Source organism: Mycobacterium rhizamassiliense (genome assembly GCF_900157375.1).
In the GTDB taxonomy this organism is placed as follows: Bacteria; Actinomycetota; Actinomycetes; order Mycobacteriales; family Mycobacteriaceae; genus Mycobacterium; species Mycobacterium rhizamassiliense.
The window spans coordinates 2,458,218-2,475,306 of record NZ_LT721901.1 but is presented as its reverse complement, the minus strand read 5'-3'; the positions used below and the strand labels follow the sequence as shown (position 1 = coordinate 2,475,306).

Below are 17,089 nucleotides of genomic sequence, written 5' to 3'. Positions count from 1 at the left end.
GAGCGGCGCCATGAGTGAAGCTCCGTGTCCCCGGCTGGTGATCGTCGACGGGGTACCGATGTCGGCGTTGGTCGCTGAAGCCGAAGACCCCACGGCCGTCATCGTGGCGATTCACGGCGGCGGCACCACCGCAATGTATTTCGACTGCCCGGGTCATCCGTCGTACTCCCTCGCGCGGACCGGCGCGGCGGCCGGATTCACCGTGGTGGCCCTCGACCGCCCCGGCTATGGCAGCTCGGCACCCTATCCGGAGGCGATGGTCTCCGGCGAGCAGCGGGTCAACCTCGCCTACGGTGCCATCGACCGCATCCTCGGCGAACGACCGCGTGGCGCAGGCATATTCGTGTGGGGTCATTCGGGTGGTTGCGAGCTGACGATACGGATGGCCGCCGACGCGCGGGGCGCCGACCTGCTCGGCATCGAGCTCGCGGGCACCGGCCGGCACTACCATCCCGCGGCCAAGGAGATACTGAAAAACGCCACTCGCGAGCGCCGCCCGTCGGGCATGCGCGACCTGTTGTGGAGCCCCGAGGAACTGTATCCGCCCGAGGTTCTGGGCGGCGCAACGGTTTCGCCGTCGGCCCCGGCGTACGAGGACCAGATGGTGTCCGACTGGGCGCGACAAACCTTCCCGACGCTCGCGCCCGCCGTGGGCGTCCCGGTGCACATCAGCATCGCCGAGCACGAAAAGGTCTGGCAGACCGATGATGCGGCCGTGACCGAGATCGCCGGCCTGTTCTCCGGGGCGTCGCGGTTCGTCGTGCATCGGCAGCCGGGCGCCGGGCACAACATCAGCCTCGGCCACGCCGCCCCCGATTACCACGCGAAAGTCCTTGGCTTCGTGCAGGAATGCGTGGCCGGGCGGTCGACGGACGCACAAGCCGATCTTGAGGCCGGTTGATGCGGGTCGGATTCATCGGACTGGGCAGCCAGGGCGGGCCCATGGCCCGGCGGATCATCGAGGGCGGCTTCGGAACCACGTTGTGGGCGCGCCGGCCCGCGTCACTGGAACCCTATGCCGACACCGGGGCGACCTTCGCCCAGTCGCCGGCCGCGCTAGCCGCGGCCAGCGACCTGATCTGCCTGTGCGTCGTCGGCGAGGCCGACATCGAAGAGGTCATCAGCGGCGAGCAGGGTCTGCTGGCGGGGCTGAAGCCGGGCAGCGTGCTCGCCGTGCACAGCACCGTGCATCCCAACACTTGCAGGTCGCTTGCGAAAAAGCTTGGCAGCAAGGGTGTTTCGGTGATCGATGCGCCGGTGAGCGGCGGCGGCCCGGCGGCCGCCGAGGGCCGTCTGATGGTGATGGTCGGCGGCGAGGCCGACGTCGTCGAACGCTGTCGTCCGGTGTTCGAGACCTACGCCGACCCGGTCGTCCACCTCGGCGAACTGGGTTCGGGACAAACCACCAAGCTGCTCAACAACCTGCTCTTCACCGCGAACCTGGGCACCGCCGCCACCGCATTGGCGCTGGCGAAATCCCTGGGCGTCTCCCCCGAACGGCTCACCGAAGTCGTCTCGCGCGGCAGCGGAAACAGCTTCGCGCTCAACGTCGTCGGTGGTGAAGCCAGCCTGGACCGGCTGGCCGGCCTGGCGGGCACCCTGCTGCAGAAGGACGTGCGGCTGGTCGTCGACCTCGCCGAGCGGGCAGCCGCCAGCGCGGGTGCCGTCCTCGATGCAGCCGACGCCGCACTGGCCCTCATGGACCACCCGAGGTGAGAGTCGGATTCGTCGGCGCGGGGCGGATGGGCCGCCCCATGGTGGCCCGCCTTGTCGAAGGCGGACACAACGTCGACGTGTGGGGCCGCACCGCCGAGAAGCGGCGCGACCTCGAGCAGCTGGGCGCCCGCGCCGTCGGTGAGCTCGCCGCGGCCGTCGCGCAGGCCGACGTCGTGGTCCTCTGCGTATTCACCGACGAGCAGGTGCGGCAGCTTTGTCTGGACGGCGCCCTGCTGCCCGGCATGCGTCCCGGGTCGGCGTTGGTGGTCCACACGACCACCAGCCCCGACACCATCGAGGCCGTTGCCGCCCGCGCCGGGAACATCGACGTCGTCGACGCCCCGGTCAGTGGCGGCCCGCACGACGTCGCGGCCGGCGCTCTCACGCTGTTCGTCGGCGGCGCCGGCGACGCCGTCGCGCGGGTGCAGCCGGTTTTGGGTTGCTACGGCGACCCGATCCTGCACGTCGGGCCCAGCGGCGCCGGTCAGAAAGTGAAGCTGGTCAACAACGCGCTGTTTGCCGGCCACATCGGGCTGCTCGCGGAGTCCGTCCGGCTAGCCGGGCAATTGGGCGTGCCGGAAACGACCGTGCTCGCCGCGCTCGCGCACGGCAGCGCCACCAGCCGGGTGCTCGATATCGTCGCCGCACGAGGTTCCGTCGCATCGTTTTTCGAGGTCGCCGGGGAATTCGTGGCCAAAGACGTCGCCGTGGTCCGGGATATCGCCGAAAAACTCGGCGGCGACCTGGGGGCGCTCGACGACGTCATCGAAGTCGTCAATGTCGGCGGAAAGGTCTGACATGACACCGCTTCGGTTCTTCCCGGTTCGCGACGAAAGCGCTACCGTTAGCGTTACAGTCAGGCATTCGATCGTAACGACTCCAGCCCGCCCGAAACCTCGCCGCTGAGGAGCATGTCAGTGACAAAGCCGAAACTCATCTTCGATCCGTATTCCGAGGACTACTACAACAACCCCTTCGACATCTATCGGCAGATGCGCGAGGACGCGCCGCTGTATTACGACGAAAAAGAGGACTTCTACGCGCTGACGCGCCACGAAGACGTCGCGGCGGCGTTCAAGGACTTCGAGACGTATTCCTCGGCACGCGGCTGCGACCTGGCGATGGTGCGCAGGGGCATCTCCCCCGAGCAGAAGTCGATCATCTTCATGGATCCCCCGGAGCACCGCCACATGCGCAGCCTGCTCAACAAGGCGTTCACCCCGCGGGCCATCCAATCGCAGCGCGAGACGATCATCGAGGTGATCGAGAAATACCTGGGCGCATGCGACCCCGACAACTTCGATGTGGTGCAGGACTTCTCCGGCCCGTTCCCGGTCGAGGTCATCACCCGGATGGCCGGGGTGCCGGAGGAATACCGCCAGCAGGTGCGCCACTGGATCGACACCAGCCTGCACCACGAGCCCGGGCAGATCGAGGTCAGTGAAGCCGGCATGCAGGCGAACATCGAGACCGCGATGTACTACTACGGCCTCATCCAGGAGCGCCGCGCCGACCCGCAGGACGACATGATCAGCCGGCTGATCGCGGCCGAGATCCCCGGCGAGGACGGCGAGCTACGTCAGCTCGACGACATCGAAATCACCGGATTCGCGACCCTTTTGGGCGGCGCGGGCGCCGAGACCGTCACCAAGTTGATGGGCAACGCGGCGGTGATCTTCGCCAAGCACCCCGACCAGTGGCAGAAACTGCAGGACGATCCCGACAAGATCCCGGGCGCGGTCGAGGAACTACTGCGCTATGAGGGCCCGGTGCAGTACAACGTCCGCTACACGCTCAAGGAAGCACACGTCAGCGGCGGCGTGATCCCGCCGTTCAAGCCCGTGTTCCTCTGCGGCGCCGCGGCCAACCGCGACCCGGAGGCGTTCACCGACGCCGACACGTTCGACATCGAGCGCGACCAGACCCAGGCCCAGCACCTCGGCCTCGGGTATGGGATCCACAGCTGCCTGGGCGCTGCGCTGGCCCGCCTGGAAAGCCGGATCGCGCTGGAGCGGCTGGTCGAGTTCATGCCGCGCTACGAAGTGGACTGGGACGGGTGCCAGCGGGTGAACATGCAGAACGTGGCGGGTTGGAAGCACGTACCCGTCCGGGTGCTCCGGTAGGGGGGCCGCGATGACGAGGAAGATCGAGGTCGATTGGGGCCTCTGCGAGAGCAACGGCGTCTGCATGGGCATCAACCCGGAAATCTTCGAGCTCGGCGACGACGACATGCTCACCGTGCACACCGAAGAGGTCACGCCGGAGAATGAGGCCGACGTGCTCGAAGCCGTCCGTCAATGCCCGCGGCAGGCCATCGCGATCGTCGGAGAATAAAACGGCTTCAGAAGCCGGAGAGGATGACCGCGTTGCAGTCCGCGGCCGCCTGACGCAATTTCGCCGCCTTCTGGTAGCCCTCGGATTCGTACCACGCACGCGCGGCCTCGACCGATTCGAACTCCAGCACCACGGTCTGATCGCCGTGCCAGCTGCCTTCGATGACCTTGGGCGCGGTGTCCACCGCGAGAATGGTGGCCCCACTCATCGCCGAGCCGGCGGCCTGGGCGTAGGCCTTCATGCCCTCCGGGTCCTTGATCGCCTCGGTGAGGATGACGTATCCCTTGGCCATTGAATCTCCTTGCGTCGATGCGGATCTGATCAGTTCTCGTCTTTGACTTCGGAGATGGCCTGCTCCGGGCAGCACTGGATGGCTTCCTGGGTGGCGTCCTCGAATTCCGTTGGGACGTCGGAATCTATCGACACGGCGTAACCATCGTCGGTGAGGCTGAACACGTCCGGGCACAGCGTGAGGCACATCCCGTGGCCGCGACAGCGTTGGTCGTCTACCCAGACCTTCATGCCAGCGTGAACTCCAAGTGCAATTCGGTCAGCCCGCGCAGGATATACGTCGGAACATATTGGTAGCGGCGGTCGTTCGCCGGGCCGTGGAAGTCCTCGTTGATCCTGATGTCGGTTGTGCGGTCCAGCAGGCGCTCGATCGCCACCCGGGTCTCGGCCCGCGCCAGCGGCGCGCCGGGGCAGCTGTGGATGCCGCGGCCGAACGAGATGTGCTGGCGGGCGTTCTTGCGGGCCGGGTCGAAGCTGGCAGGGTCCTCGAACCGGCGCGGGTCCCGGTTCGCGGCGGCCTGCACGATCATCACCGTGGTTCCGGCGGGCAGGTCGACGCCGCCGACGTTGACGGGTCGCCGGTTCATCCGGAAGTCGCCCTTGACCGGACTCTCGTGGCGAAGCGACTCCTCGATGAAGTTGGGCAGCAGGCTGCGATCCTTGCGCAGCTGCGCCTGGATGTCAGGCCGCTCACCGAGCGTCTGCAGCGCGGCACCGAGCAGCCGCACGGTGGTCTCCTGGCCCGCCGAGAAGACGTTGGCAGCGACGCGGGCGACGTCTCCGACCTCCGGTGTCGAGCCGTCCGGGAAGGTGGCGGTGGCCAGGCCGGTCAGCACGTCGTCGCGGGGATTGGCGCGGCGGTCGGCGACATAGTCGGAGAAAAGGCCGTACAGGAATTCCAGTGGGCTGTGTGACAGCGACTCCTTGCCGGTGCCCCCGACGCCGCCGCCCGCGTGCTCGGCGATGCCCTTGACGAACTTGTCGCGGTCCTCCATGGGCACGCCCAGCAGGTCGGCGATGACCAGCAGCGTGAACGGGCTGGAGAAACCCTTGATCCATTCGCCGTGCCCGGGTGCCAGGAAGTCGTCGAGCGCCTGATCGGCGAGCGCCCACATGGCGTCCTCGTTCTCCTTGAGGCGCTTCGGGGTGATAAGCCGCATCAACAACGAGCGGTGGTTGGTGTGGGTCGGCGGGTCGAGCGTGGGCAGTTGGTCGCTGAAGGGCAGCTCGTCGCGATGCTCTTCGATCAGCTCGGTGAGGTCACTGTCGCCCAGACCTTCGAGGCTTACCGGAAAGCCGGGGAACGGTCCCGTCACCGAGATGCACGAGGACCACGTCTCGGCGTCGTTCAAGACCGCGCACGCCTCGTCCCAGCCGGTCACCATCGTGATGCCGTGGTGGTCCTCCCGCGTCACGGGGCACTGCTGCCGCAGCGACTCGTAGTAGGGGTAGGGGTCCTCGATGAGCTCTTTGCCACGGAAGAAGTCCATCGTGGAGAAGTCGTTCGCCATCTTGCTCCGTTCGAATCTCAGCAGTGAGAATGGGCCTCTCAGAGATGAGTATTAGATTTCCACACGGCACGATCGTCGTCAACGACGGCCCCCTGCCGCGGCGGGGATTTATCCCCTAAGTCAGCTCGCGGGGACCAGGTCGGCCGCGACCGACGGCCACGCGAGCAGCCCGCTCCGGAAGGTCTCGGTGTGGCCGACCGATCCGGGCGGTGTCCCCGTGCCATTCAGCGCGGCGGCCAGCGCCCGGCCCTTGAAGATCTGTGCGGCCGAACTCAGCCGGTGTTGCACCAGGCCGACGCTGTCGTCGAGCTCGGCCGGCCACGCCTCGCCCCACAGCGTGACCTCGGTGGCGCCCTGGTTGAGCGCCTGCAATACGCCCTCGCGCACCTGCGAATCGCAGCCGAACAGGTCCGATGCCACCGCCAGGGCCTGGGGGTGGGGACGGGCGTCGACCGAGGCCAGGGCGTCTTCGAGGTCCAGGGTCTTGGCGCCCAGGATCTGCAGTGGACGCTGGTCGGGGTCGTCGCCGGACTCGGTGAGGAGCACGGTCACGTCCCAGCCGGCCATCGCTCGGTCGAAGAGCCAACCCCCGGCGAAGCGCACCACGTCGGCGACGTCGGAGGCGACGACGTCGAGCCGGTACCTCATGTCGTGGTCAGCGGCTGGTTGGTCGGCGCGAAGTCCCGCGCCAGTGTCTCGGCGTACTGCTTGAACACCTCGGTCAGCGGTATCGAAGGATCGAGCAACCATAGGGTTTCCATTCCGTGTATGAAGGCGAGAATCTCGACCGCCTTGACTGCGGGGTCTATGTCGACGCGATACGAGCCGTCGGCCTGGCCGTTCCGGATGGCCGCGGCCACGATCTCGGAGGCGGCCTGCTGCCGGGCCAGCATGCGATCGTGCAACGGGGCGTCGGGAAGGATGCTCTCGACCAGTAACACCGTGAACGTGCTCAGCAGCTCCGGGGCACGGTCGAAGCGCTCGGCGACCTGGGAGATCTGGCTGAGCAGGTCGCCCGCCCGGTCGGCATGCGATTCGTCGTCGAGGTCGCGGGCGTCCAGGACCGCGTGCAGCAGCTGTTCCTTGGACTCGAAGTGGTGCAGCAGCCCCGCGGGGGTGACACCCGCTTCACCGGCGATCTGGGCCAGCGTCGTGGCGCGCCAGCCGTTGCGCGTGAGCAGGCGCTGCGCCACCTCGAGGATCCGCTGTTTGCGGTCCTCACCCTTGGCGAGAAGCGTGTCGTATCGGCGTGCGTCGGGCACCGGACTCCTTTGACCGATTGGTGGGCTGAACCAACCTAGTGAACACACAGTAAGTTGGTTTGGCCGCAGTGACAAGGCTCACCGGTGGTTGGTGATTTGCGGCCCAGGTCAGGCCGGTGCGGCGGACCGCTAGGTAAGCAGCTCGACCAAGGTGGCGTTGGCCGTGCCGCCGCCTTCGCACATGGTCTGCAGCCCGTAGCGGATGCCGTTATCGCGCATGTGGTTGACCATCCGCGTCATCAGCACCGCCCCGGAGGCCCCCAGGGGGTGCCCCAGCGCGATGGCGCCGCCCAGCGGATTGACTAGCGCCGGATCGGCACCGGTCTCGGCCAGCCAGGCCATCGGGACCGGCGCAAAGGCCTCGTTCACCTCGAACGCGCCCACCTCCGGCAGCGCGACGCCGGCCTTGGTGAGGACCTTCTCGGTCGCCGGAATGGGGCCGGTCAGCATCAGCACCGGATCCGCTCCGGTGACCGCACCGGCGCGGTAGCGCACGATCGGCGTCAGGCCCAGCTGCACCGCCATCTCGGACGTGGTCACCAGCAGCGCCGCGGCGCCGTCGGAGATCTGCGAGGAATTGCCCGCGTGGATCACGCCGTCGTCGACGAACGCCGGCTTGAGTCCCGCCAGTTTCTCCACGCTGGTCCCCCGCCGCACCCCCTCGTCGACGTTGACGATGGATCCGTCCTCGACGAAGACCGGGACGATCTGGACGATGAACGCCCCTGAGTCCAGCGCGGCCGCGGCGCGCTCGTGGGACTGCGCGGAGTACTCGTCGACCTGGGTGCGCGAGAAGCCCCACTTCTTCGCGATCATCTCCGCGGAGATGCCCTGGTTGAAGGAGAAATCGTCATAGCGGGCAAGGGCCTTGGGGCCGTAAGGCATTCCGGTCGCCCTGGCCGAACCCAGCGGGACGCGACTCATCACCTCGACGCCGCCGGCCACGACGACGTCCTGCTGGCCGGACATCACCGCCTGCACCGCGAAGTCCAGGGCCTGTTGGCTGGAGCCGCAGGCCCGATTGACCGTGGTACCGGGGATGGTCTCCGGCCAGCCCGCGGCCAGGACGGCGTAGCGCCCGATGTTGCTCGACTGGTCGCCGACCTGGGACACGCATCCCCAGATCACGTCGTCGACGATCTGCGGATCGACGCCGGAGCGCTCCACCAGTTCGTTGAGAACGACCGCGGACAGGTCGGCGGCGTGCATGCCGGAGAGCCCGCCGTTTCGCTTACCGACCGCCGTGCGCACCGCCTCGACGATGACCGTCTCCCGCATATCCCTACTCCGATCGCTCGTCGTCAGATTTTGACAGCGCCCAGCGCCCAGTAAACGTCGGCTCTCGCTTCTCCGCGAAAGCGGCATAGGCGGCCGCAGCATCCGTTGTCGCGAAGTTGCCGATCTGCGCGCGCGCCTCGTTGGCCAACGCGTCGCGCATGGTGCGGTCGGCGTTCTCGTTCAGCAGCGCCTTGGTCTGGGCGAGCGCGAACGGCGGGCCGGCCGCCAGTCGGCCGGCGAGGTCGTCTACGAAGCCGTCTATCTCGGCGCCCGACACCACCCAGGTCACCAGGTTCAGCGCGAATGCCTCTGCGGCATCGATGGTTTCGGCGAGCAGCGCGAGCCGCTTCGCCTGCTGCAGGCCAACCAGCTTGGGCAGCAGCCAGGAACCGCCGAGGTCGATCGACAGGCCGCGCTTCGAAAAGATCTGCGAGAAGGTCGATTCCGGCGTCGCGACGACCAGATCGCAGCCCAGCGCCAGATTCCAGCCGGCGCCGACAGCGACACCGTTCACCTTGGCCACTGTCGGGATGGGGAGTTCGTGCAGGGCCAGCGCCACGTCGGTCAGGCGCTGCAGCTTGTATTTCGGATGTACGTCGTCGGGGACCGAGATGTCGGCGCCGGAACAGAAGCTGCCACCGGCACCGGCGATCACCACCGCGCGCACGGCGCGGTCACGGCCGGCCTCGTTGAGCGCGTCCCGCAACGCGATCCACAGCTCCGGATTGATGGCGTTCTTGCGGCGCGGACGGTTGAGCGTCAGCGTGCGGACCCCGCCGCTGTCTTCCGACAGCAGGACGGGGTCATCGGTGGTGCTCAATAGCTCCTCGGCAGTTTCAGCACGTTGGCACCCAGGAAGTTCAGAATCATCTCCTGGCTGACCGGCGCGATCTTCATCAGCCGGGCCTCACGGAAGTAGCGCGTGATGTGGTACTCCTCCGCGTAGCCCATGCCGCCGTGCGTCTGCAGGGCGCGGTCGGCGGCGGTGAAACCAGCGTCGGCGCACAGATACTTCGCGGTATTCGCCTCGCGCCCACAGGGTTTGCCCTTGTCGTACAACCAGGTGGCCTTGCGCAACATCAGTTCGGCGGCGTCTAGCTGGGCCAGTGAGTCGGCGAGCGGGAACTGCAGGCCCTGGTTCATGCCGATGGGCCGCCCAAAGACCTCGCGCTCGTTGCCGTACTTGACCGCCTTTTCCAGCGCCACCCGGCCGATGCCGAGCGCCTCGGCCGCGATCAGCATCCGCTCGGGATTGAGGCCATCGAGGATGTACTGAAATCCCTTGCCCTCCTCGCCAACTCGGTCCTCGACCGGGACCTCGAGGTTGTCGATGAACAACTCGTTGGAGCTGACGGCGTTGCGGCCCATCTTGCGGATCGGACGGATGTCGATGCGGCTGCGATCGAGGTCGGTGAGGAACAGCGTCATCCCGTCGGTCTTCTTGGTGACCTCGTCGTAGCTCTTGGTGCGGGTGAGCAACAGGATCTTGTCGGACTCCATCGCCTTGGAGATCCACACCTTGCGACCGTTGACGATGTACTTGTCCCCGTCCCGCTTCGCGAACGTGGTGATTCGCGAAGTGTCAAGCCCTGCACCGGGTTCGGTCACGCCGAAGCAGATGTGCACCTCGCCGTTGGCGACGGTGGGCAGGGTGCGCGCCTTGAGTTCGTCGGAGCCGTGCACCACGACCGGCTGCATGCCGAAGATCGACAGGTGGATTGCGCTGGCCGCGTTCATCGCACCGCCGGACTTGGCGACCTCTTCGAGCAGCAGTGTGGCCTCGGTGATTCCGAGGCCATGGCCACCGTACTCGGTCGGGATCGTCATGCCCAGCCAGCCGCCGTCGGCGATCGCCTTGTAGAACTCGGCCGGAAATTCGTGCGCCTGGTCCTTCTCCATCCAGTACTGATCGTCGAATTTCCGCGCCAGCTCGGCGACCGACTTGCGGATCAGCTCCTGGTCGTCGGTCAGCTCAAAATTCATTCCGTCGCCGGCCACTGCCAGATCTCCTTTCAGCGCGAGCAGACGCAGAATCGCACGATTGCCACCCGAACAATGTGATTCTGCGTCTGCTCGCCGGGGCCCGCCTACTTAAGCCCTGTCAGTCCTTGTTGCCGGTAAGGGCTTTCGCGTTCGCTGCGAAGTCCGCGAAGGACCCACCACTCCGGCTGTCCTTGCTGTGGCCCGCCGCCTTGATGGACACGTCGTGTCCCTCCGCCGCCTTGCGCAACGCGCCGACAGTAGCCTGCTCGCGCGAGATGTGGGTGAACGGGTCGAACGAGTACCACCGCATCGCGTTCTCGTAGGTCATCTTGTTGATCTCGTCGTCCGGAACGCTGTTCAGCGACAACACATCCCACAGCTCTTCGGGCGCGCCCGGCCACATCGAGTCGCTGTGCGGGTAGTCGGCCTCCCAGCAGATGTTGTCGATGCCGATCATGTTGCGGAGCGCGACGCCGACCTTGTCGCTGATGAAGCAGGTCAGGAAGTGGTCGCGGAAGACCTCGCTGGGCAGCTTGCCCTTGAAATCCTGGTGGGTCCAGGTGGAGTGCATCTCGTAGGTGCGGTCGGCGCGCTCCAGGAAGTACGGAATCCAGCCTGTCCCGCCCTCGGACAGCGCGACCTTGAGGTCCGGGTACTCCTTGATCGGCCGCGACCACAGCAGGTCAGCGGCGGCCTGCACGATGTTCATCGGCTGCAGCGTGATCATCACGTCCATCGGGGCGTCCGGCGCGGTGATCGCCAGCCGACCCGACGACCCGATGTGCACGTTCATCACCATGTCGGTGTCGCACAAGGCTTTCCACAGCGGGTTCCAGTACTCGTCGTGGAAGCTCGGGTAACCCATCGCGGCCGGGTTCTCGGTGAAGGTCAGCGCGTGCACGCCCTTCTTCGCCACCCGGCGCACCTCGGCGGCGCACGCCTCGGCATCCCAGATCACCGGGATCGCCATCGGGATGAACCGGGCGGGGTAGGCGCCGCACCACTCGTCGATGTGCCAGTCGTTGTAGGCCTGCACGAGCGCGATCGAGAAGTCGTGATCGTCGGTGGCGAACAGCCGACCGGCGAAGCCAGGGAACGATGGGAAGCAGATCGAGGCCAGGATGCCGCCGGCGTTCATGTCCTTGACGCGCTCGTCGACGTCGTAGCAACCCGGCCGGATCTCGTCGAGCCCCGTCGGCTCGATGCCGTACTCCTCCTTGGGCCGGCCGGCGACCGCATTCAGCGCGACATTGGGAATCACCGTGTCGCGAAACTTCCACATGTCGGAGCCGTCATCGTTGTGCACCAGCCGGGGTGCGTCGTCCTGGTACTTCTTCGGCAAGTTGTTCTTGAACATGTCCGGCGGCTCGACGGTGTGGTCGTCGACACTGATCAGCATCATGTCTTCTTTGTTCATGAGCGTTCCTCTCCATCGAGTCCACTTGCAGTCTGCCCCCACAACGTCGGCTTGCCAACGTGGGCCGTCTACCTGTCGAAAACTATCTTCTCGCCAGGCGAGAATCAACATCCCCGCCAGCGTCACGGTGGCCCCAGCAAGCGTCGCGGCGCTTGTCGCCGGGGCGCAGATAGCCCCCTCACGTGCTGCTATGCGACGATAGAAGTGCCGACACCGAGGCCCTACCAAAGTCCGAAACAAAAATTTGGTGTCATGGGCGCCGGCCCGTCCGCCGGGACCGCCGACAACTGCCTCCGAGCAGCGCTTCGGCCGCTGGGCGCGGGCCGCGAACCCGCTCTTATTGACCAGAAGAGCGATTCGTGCAAGTCTGTTGGTTGTAAATGAGAATATGATTCTCTTCCGCCGAGAGGACCCTCACGATGCGCTTGCAGCCGCTCCCCGCTGACCAGTGGGACGAGGCTACCCAGCAGGCACTTTCGGCGATGCGCGGCGCGGCCACCAACAACGCGCTTTCCACGCTCGCTCACCACCCGGCGCTGGCCAAGGCGTTCCTTCGGTTCAACGTCCACCTGTTGATGACGTCCACTCTGCCGACGCGTATCCGCGAACTGGCCATCCTGCGCGTCGCGCATCGCCGCGAATGCGAGTACGAGTGGTCGCACCACGTCAGCATGGCCAAGGATGCGGGCGTCACCGACGAGGAGATCGCCGCGGTGCAGCGTGGCGAGGCCTCCGACGAGTTCGACCGCACGGTGCTCACCGCGGTCGACGAGCTGGACGAGAAATCACAGTTGTGCGACCAGACCTGGGCGGCCCTGGGCGAGCGTCTCGACGACCAGCAACGCATGGATTTCGTTTTCACGGTCGGCTGCTACGCCCTGCTGGCCATGGCTTTCAACACTTTCGGCATTCAGCTCGAGCACGACTAGACGGATCAGAGAGGTAATACCGTGGCTCACTTCCCCAAGCCAGCCGCCGGCAGCTGGACAGAAAACTATCCCGACCTGGGAACCGCGCCGGTCGATTACACCGACTCGATCGACCCGGCGTTCTTCGAGGCCGAGCGCGAGGCGGTCTTCAAGAAGACCTGGCTGAACGTCGGTCGGGTCGAGCGACTGCCCAAGACCGGCAGCTACTTCACCAGGGAACTGCCGTCAGCCGGTAAGGGCACCTCGGTGATCATCGCCAAGACCAAGGACGGGACCGTCAAGGCGTACCACAACGTGTGCCGCCACCGCGGAAACAAGTTGGTGTGGAACGACTTTCCCAGCGAGGAGACCTCCGGCACCTGCCGGCAGTTCACCTGCAAGTACCACGCCTGGCGCTACAGCCTCGATGGCGACCTGACCTTCATCCAGCAGCCAGAAGAGTTCTTCGATGTCGACAAGTCCAACTTCGGCCTGGCGACGGTCCGCTGCGAAGTGTGGGAAGGCTTCATCTTCATCAACTTCGACGAAAACGCGGCGCCGCTGATCGACTACCTCGGGCCGCTGGCCAAGAGCATCGAGGGCTACCCGTTCGGCGAGATGACGGAGACCTACTCCTATCGGGCCGAGGTCGGCAGCAACTGGAAGCTGTTCATCGACGCGTTCATCGAGTTTTACCACGCGCCGATCCTGCACCAAGGCCAGTACACCAAGGAAGAAGCCGCCAAGATCCAGAAGTTCGGCTATGAGGCGCTGCACTACGAGCTGGCCGGCCCGCACAACTTGCAGTCGACCTGGGGTGGTCAGGCGCCGCCCCCGGACATGTCCATGGTCAAGCCGCTGGATCAGGTGTTGCGCAGCGGGCTGTTCGGTCCGTGGGACAAGCCGGAGATCATGCAGAACTTCGAGCTGCCGCCGGGCGTCAACGTGAAGCGGGTGCCGCAGTGGGGCATCGACTCGTGGCTGTTCTACCCGAACTTCATGCTGCTGATCTGGGAGCCGGGCTGGTATCTGACCTACCACTACTGGCCGACCGCGGTGGACAAGCACATCTTCGAGTCGTCGCTGTATTTCGTGCCGCCGAAAAACGCGCGGGAACGGCTGGCCCAGGAATTGGCCGCGGTGACGTTCAAGGAGTATGCGCTGCAGGACGCCAACACCCTGGAAGCCACCCAGACCATGATCGGCACCCGGGCCGTCAAGGAGTTCCTGCTGTGCGACCAGGAAGTCTTGATCCGCCACCTGCACAAGACCACCGGTGACTACGTGAAGGAGTACCAGCGCAATGGCGTTACCGTCTGAATTCGCGGCCCTGGAGCCCTTTTTGGATTGGGATCTGGCCACCGAGCCCGAGCGCTACGCCAAGCGGCTGGCCTCGACGATGCCCGAGATGCAGGCCTTCTACGATGTCGCGTTCCCGAAGCTGAACGACGTGATCGCCTACTGCGACAAGTTTCCGCTGGACGACTTGCCGGACGACGCGAAGAGCCTGATGCACATCATGCAATCGTTGGTCATGGTGTCCTTCCCGATCGAGGCATGGAAGCAGCCGCGCGTACCCGACAGCGGTGCGGCGTGGGTCGAAGTACTCCGGGAACCGGTGATCTAACCGGTGCTGACGCTCAAGGCCGCTGGGCTGCTCGACGTCGACGCCGGTGAGATCGTTCGGCCCGGCATCGTGGCGATCGACGGCGAACGGATCGTCGGCATCGGCGGTGAGCCGGAGGGCGAGATCATCGATCTCGGCGACCAGATCCTGTTGCCGGGCCTGATGGACATGGAGGTCAACCTCCTGATGGGCGGGCGCGGCGAGAAGCCGGGACTGTCCCAGGTCCAGGACGACCCGCCGACGCGGGTGCTGCGCGCGGTCGGCAATGCCCGACGCACGCTGCGCGCCGGCTTCACCACGGTGCGCAACCTGGGCCTGTTCGTGAAGACCGGCGGCTACCTGCTGGACGTCGCACTGGGTAAGGCCATCGACGCGGGCTGGATCGAGGGGCCGCGCATCGTCCCGGCCGGCCACGCGATCACGCCCACCGGCGGGCACCTGGACCCGACGATGTTCGCCGCGTTCATGCCGGGCGCGCTCGAGCTCACGGTCGAAGAGGGCATCGCCAACGGAGTCGACGAGATCCGCAAGGCCGTGCGGTACCAGATCAAGCACGGCGCCCAATTGATCAAGGTGTGCGTGTCCGGCGGCGTGATGTCGTTGACCGGTGAGGCTGGCGCACAACACTATTCGGACGAGGAACTGCGCGCGATCGTCGACGAGGCGCACCGGCGCGGGCTGCGTGTCGCCGCGCACACCCACGGAGCCGAAGCAGTCAAGCACGCGGTCGCGTGCGGCATCGACTGCATCGAACACGGCTTTCTGATGGACGACGAGGCCATCCAGATGCTGGTCGACAACGACCGTTTCCTGGTGACCACCCGCAGGCTCGCTCAGGCGATGGACGTGTCCCACGCTCCGAAGGAGTTGCAGGACAAGGCAGCCGAGATGTTTCCGAAGGCGGAAACTTCGATCAAGGCCGCCTACGAGGCGGGGGTGAAGATCGCGGTCGGCACGGACGCCCCGGCGATCCCGCATGGCCGCAACGCCGATGAGCTTGTCACGCTCGTCGAATGGGGCATGCCGCCGTTGGCGGTGCTGCGGGCCGCCACGACCACCGCCGCCGACCTGATCAACTCGACCGACCGGGGCCGGCTCGCGTCGGGTCAGCTCGCCGATATCATCGCGGTACCGGGAAACCCGTTGGAAGACATCACCGTTACCCAACGTGTCAGCTTTGTCATGAAAGGCGGCAAGGTCTATGCCAACAAGAACTGAGGATTTGGTCGAGATCCAGCAGACGCTCGCCCGCTACGCCGTCACGATCACCCAAGAGGACATCGAAGGGCTGGTCAAGGTGTTCACACCCGACGGCACCTACAGTGCTTTCGGGTCCACCTACACCCTGGACAGGTTCCCCGACCTCGTAGCCGCCGCGCCAAAAGGCCTGTTTCTCACCGGAACACCGGTGGTCGACCTGGACGGCGACACCGCCAGTGGTACGCAGCCGCTGTGCTTCATCGACGGCTCCACGCACGACATGCGGATCGGCTACTACCGGGACACGTACGTCCGCACGGCTGAGGGCTGGCGACTGAAGACTCGCGCCATGACGTTCATTCGCCGCAGCGGGGTGCACGACTCTGGCCGTCCGCACGCCATCGGCCGCCCCACGCCGTGAATGTCGAGGAGTTCCGGTCGGGTCTGCGTAAGTGGCTCGACGAGAACGACTTAACGCCGGGACCCGACCACTCGCTGCAGGGTCACATGCAGCAATTCCTCCGGGTCAGCCGCGCGCTGTACGACGCCGATTGGATGCGGTACGGCTGGCCAGTCGAGGTCGGCGGACTGGGCGGGGACGCGGTGCTGCGCGCGATCGTCGGCGAAGAGGTCGTCGGCCGTCGCCTCGCCGAGCCCGGCCCGTACTCGATGCTCGAGGTGCTCACGCCCACGATGATCGACTACGCGCCACCGGAGCTCGCCGCGGAGATGGTGCCGCGGCTACTACGCGGCGAGGAGCAATGGTGCCAAGGCTTTTCCGAGCCCGGCTCGGGTAGCGACCTGGCGTCGCTGACCACCCGGGCGACGCAGGACGGCGACAACTGGATCGTCAACGGGCAGAAGGTCTGGACCAGCTTCGCGCAGTTCTCCACCCGCTGCATCCTGCTCACCCGTACCGCGCCCGGCCACGACGGCATTACCGCGTTCTTCGTCGACCTGGACACGCCGGGAATCACCATCCGGCCGTTGCGCACGATGCATGGCGTCGACGAGTTCTGCGAGGTGTACTACGACGACGTGGTGATCCCCGGCAGCCGGATGCTCGGCCAACCGGGTGACGGCTGGCGACTCGCCATGGACCTGCTCCCCTACGAGCGCTCCACCTGCTTCTGGCAGCGCATTGCGTACCTGTACTCCCGCTTCGATGCGCTGATCGCCGAGGTGTCCGGCGGCACCCAACACGGCGGCCACGACGAATACGACCTGGGCGCAGCCTATCTCGCGCTGCACATGGTGCGCTCCCGTTCCCGCCTCACCCAACATCGGCTGCGCGACGGGGCGCGCCTGGGTCCCGACACGTCGGTCGACAAGGTGCTGCTGGCCTCCGCCGAACAGCGGCTCTACGACACCGTGCGCGACCTGCTGCCCGGCGACTTGGAGCTCGACGATATGCCGTGGCGCTCGGAGTATTTGTACTCCCGCTCGGCGACGATCTACGGCGGGACCGCCGAGATTCAGCGCAACATCATCGCCCGCCGGCTGCTCGACCTCGGGAAGGAGTGATCGTGGACCTGACCTCAGACTCCGAGGAACTGCGGCTG

20 protein-coding genes are annotated in these 17,089 nt (G+C 66.2%); 11 read left to right on the top strand and 9 right to left on the bottom strand.

The window, feature by feature from the left end; genetic code table 11:
• Positions 1 to 10: 10 nt before the first annotated feature.
• The 5 genes from MRAB57_RS12155 to MRAB57_RS12135 all read left to right on the top strand — a co-directional run bounded on the left by MRAB57_RS12155 (position 11) and on the right by MRAB57_RS12135 (position 4,050).
• Positions 11 to 901, top strand: a complete 891-nt coding sequence (locus tag MRAB57_RS12155) for an alpha/beta hydrolase (protein WP_077087771.1) — start codon at positions 11 to 13, stop codon at positions 899 to 901.
• Entirely contained in the window at positions 901 to 1,716 is an 816-nt protein-coding gene (locus tag MRAB57_RS12150) for an NAD(P)-dependent oxidoreductase (RefSeq protein WP_077087770.1), read from the top strand. Before MRAB57_RS12155 ends, MRAB57_RS12150 begins: the two co-directional genes overlap by 1 nt.
• Positions 1,713 to 2,513 carry an NAD(P)-dependent oxidoreductase gene (locus MRAB57_RS12145; protein ID WP_077087769.1) on the top strand — a complete coding sequence of 267 codons (801 nt, stop codon included), beginning with the start codon at positions 1,713 to 1,715 and terminating at the stop codon, positions 2,511 to 2,513. The genes MRAB57_RS12150 and MRAB57_RS12145 overlap by 4 nt, the downstream gene beginning before the upstream one ends.
• Positions 2,514 to 2,633: 120 nt before the next feature.
• Positions 2,634 to 3,839: a cytochrome P450 gene (locus tag MRAB57_RS12140; RefSeq protein ID WP_077090565.1), complete on the top strand. Its 1,206-nt coding sequence runs from the start codon at positions 2,634 to 2,636 to the stop codon at positions 3,837 to 3,839.
• A gap of 10 nt (positions 3,840 to 3,849) precedes the next feature.
• Positions 3,850 to 4,050 (top strand): ferredoxin, encoded by a 201-nt coding sequence (locus MRAB57_RS12135; protein ID WP_077087768.1) that lies wholly within the window; start codon positions 3,850 to 3,852, stop codon positions 4,048 to 4,050.
• Positions 4,051 to 4,057: 7 nt separating this feature from the next.
• Here MRAB57_RS12135 and MRAB57_RS12130 read toward each other — a convergent pair whose 3' ends face one another.
• The 9 genes from MRAB57_RS12130 to MRAB57_RS12090 form a co-directional block, all read right to left on the bottom strand.
• On the bottom strand, positions 4,058 to 4,342 hold the full coding sequence (locus MRAB57_RS12130) for a DUF1330 domain-containing protein (protein ID WP_077087767.1): 285 nt from the start codon (positions 4,340 to 4,342) through the stop codon (positions 4,058 to 4,060).
• Positions 4,343 to 4,371: 29 nt separating this feature from the next.
• Positions 4,372 to 4,572: a ferredoxin gene (locus MRAB57_RS12125; RefSeq protein WP_077087766.1), complete on the bottom strand. Its 201-nt coding sequence runs from the start codon at positions 4,570 to 4,572 to the stop codon at positions 4,372 to 4,374.
• On the bottom strand, positions 4,569 to 5,852 hold the full coding sequence (locus tag MRAB57_RS12120; RefSeq protein ID WP_077087765.1) for a cytochrome P450: 1,284 nt from the start codon (positions 5,850 to 5,852) through the stop codon (positions 4,569 to 4,571). Before MRAB57_RS12120 ends, MRAB57_RS12125 begins: the two co-directional genes overlap by 4 nt.
• A 120-nt stretch (positions 5,853 to 5,972) precedes the next feature.
• Positions 5,973 to 6,500 (bottom strand): hypothetical protein, encoded by a 528-nt coding sequence (locus MRAB57_RS12115; RefSeq protein WP_077087764.1) that lies wholly within the window; start codon positions 6,498 to 6,500, stop codon positions 5,973 to 5,975.
• Positions 6,497 to 7,114 carry a TetR/AcrR family transcriptional regulator gene (locus MRAB57_RS12110; RefSeq protein WP_077087763.1) on the bottom strand — a complete coding sequence of 206 codons (618 nt, stop codon included), beginning with the start codon at positions 7,112 to 7,114 and terminating at the stop codon, positions 6,497 to 6,499. Before MRAB57_RS12110 ends, MRAB57_RS12115 begins: the two co-directional genes overlap by 4 nt.
• A 129-nt stretch (positions 7,115 to 7,243) precedes the next feature.
• Entirely contained in the window at positions 7,244 to 8,392 is a 1,149-nt protein-coding gene (locus MRAB57_RS12105; protein ID WP_077087762.1) for a thiolase family protein, read from the bottom strand.
• A 4-nt stretch (positions 8,393 to 8,396) separates the two neighbouring features.
• Positions 8,397 to 9,212 carry an enoyl-CoA hydratase/isomerase family protein gene (locus MRAB57_RS12100; RefSeq protein WP_077087761.1) on the bottom strand — a complete coding sequence of 272 codons (816 nt, stop codon included), beginning with the start codon at positions 9,210 to 9,212 and terminating at the stop codon, positions 8,397 to 8,399.
• Positions 9,209 to 10,375: an acyl-CoA dehydrogenase family protein gene (locus MRAB57_RS12095; protein WP_077090564.1), complete on the bottom strand. Its 1,167-nt coding sequence runs from the start codon at positions 10,373 to 10,375 to the stop codon at positions 9,209 to 9,211. Before MRAB57_RS12095 ends, MRAB57_RS12100 begins: the two co-directional genes overlap by 4 nt.
• Positions 10,376 to 10,493: 118 nt before the next feature.
• The gene (locus MRAB57_RS12090) at positions 10,494 to 11,792 is read right to left on the bottom strand and encodes an amidohydrolase family protein (RefSeq protein WP_077087760.1); all 1,299 of its coding nucleotides are present in this window, start codon (positions 11,790 to 11,792) and stop codon (positions 10,494 to 10,496) included.
• 419 nt (positions 11,793 to 12,211) lie between these two features.
• On the opposite strand from MRAB57_RS12090, the gene MRAB57_RS12085 reads away from it, so the two are divergent.
• From MRAB57_RS12085 to MRAB57_RS12060, 6 genes are read left to right on the top strand one after another with little or no spacing between them, the layout of a single operon-like run.
• On the top strand, positions 12,212 to 12,721 hold the full coding sequence (locus MRAB57_RS12085) for a carboxymuconolactone decarboxylase family protein (RefSeq protein WP_077087759.1): 510 nt from the start codon (positions 12,212 to 12,214) through the stop codon (positions 12,719 to 12,721).
• A 21-nt stretch (positions 12,722 to 12,742) separates the two neighbouring features.
• A complete protein-coding gene (locus tag MRAB57_RS12080; RefSeq protein WP_077087758.1) occupies positions 12,743 to 14,020 on the top strand; it encodes an aromatic ring-hydroxylating oxygenase subunit alpha in 1,278 nt (425 codons plus the stop codon).
• Positions 14,004 to 14,327, top strand: coding sequence for a hypothetical protein (locus MRAB57_RS12075; protein ID WP_077087757.1), 324 nt, complete (start codon positions 14,004 to 14,006; stop codon positions 14,325 to 14,327). Before MRAB57_RS12080 ends, MRAB57_RS12075 begins: the two co-directional genes overlap by 17 nt.
• Before the next feature lie 3 nt (positions 14,328 to 14,330).
• A complete protein-coding gene (locus tag MRAB57_RS12070) occupies positions 14,331 to 15,545 on the top strand; it encodes a metal-dependent hydrolase family protein (RefSeq protein WP_077087756.1) in 1,215 nt (404 codons plus the stop codon).
• A complete protein-coding gene (locus tag MRAB57_RS12065; RefSeq protein WP_077087755.1) occupies positions 15,529 to 15,948 on the top strand; it encodes a nuclear transport factor 2 family protein in 420 nt (139 codons plus the stop codon). Before MRAB57_RS12070 ends, MRAB57_RS12065 begins: the two co-directional genes overlap by 17 nt.
• Positions 15,945 to 17,051 (top strand): acyl-CoA dehydrogenase family protein, encoded by a 1,107-nt coding sequence (locus MRAB57_RS12060; RefSeq protein ID WP_077087754.1) that lies wholly within the window; start codon positions 15,945 to 15,947, stop codon positions 17,049 to 17,051. The genes MRAB57_RS12065 and MRAB57_RS12060 overlap by 4 nt, the downstream gene beginning before the upstream one ends.
• The last annotated feature ends 38 nt before the right edge of the window (positions 17,052 to 17,089 follow it).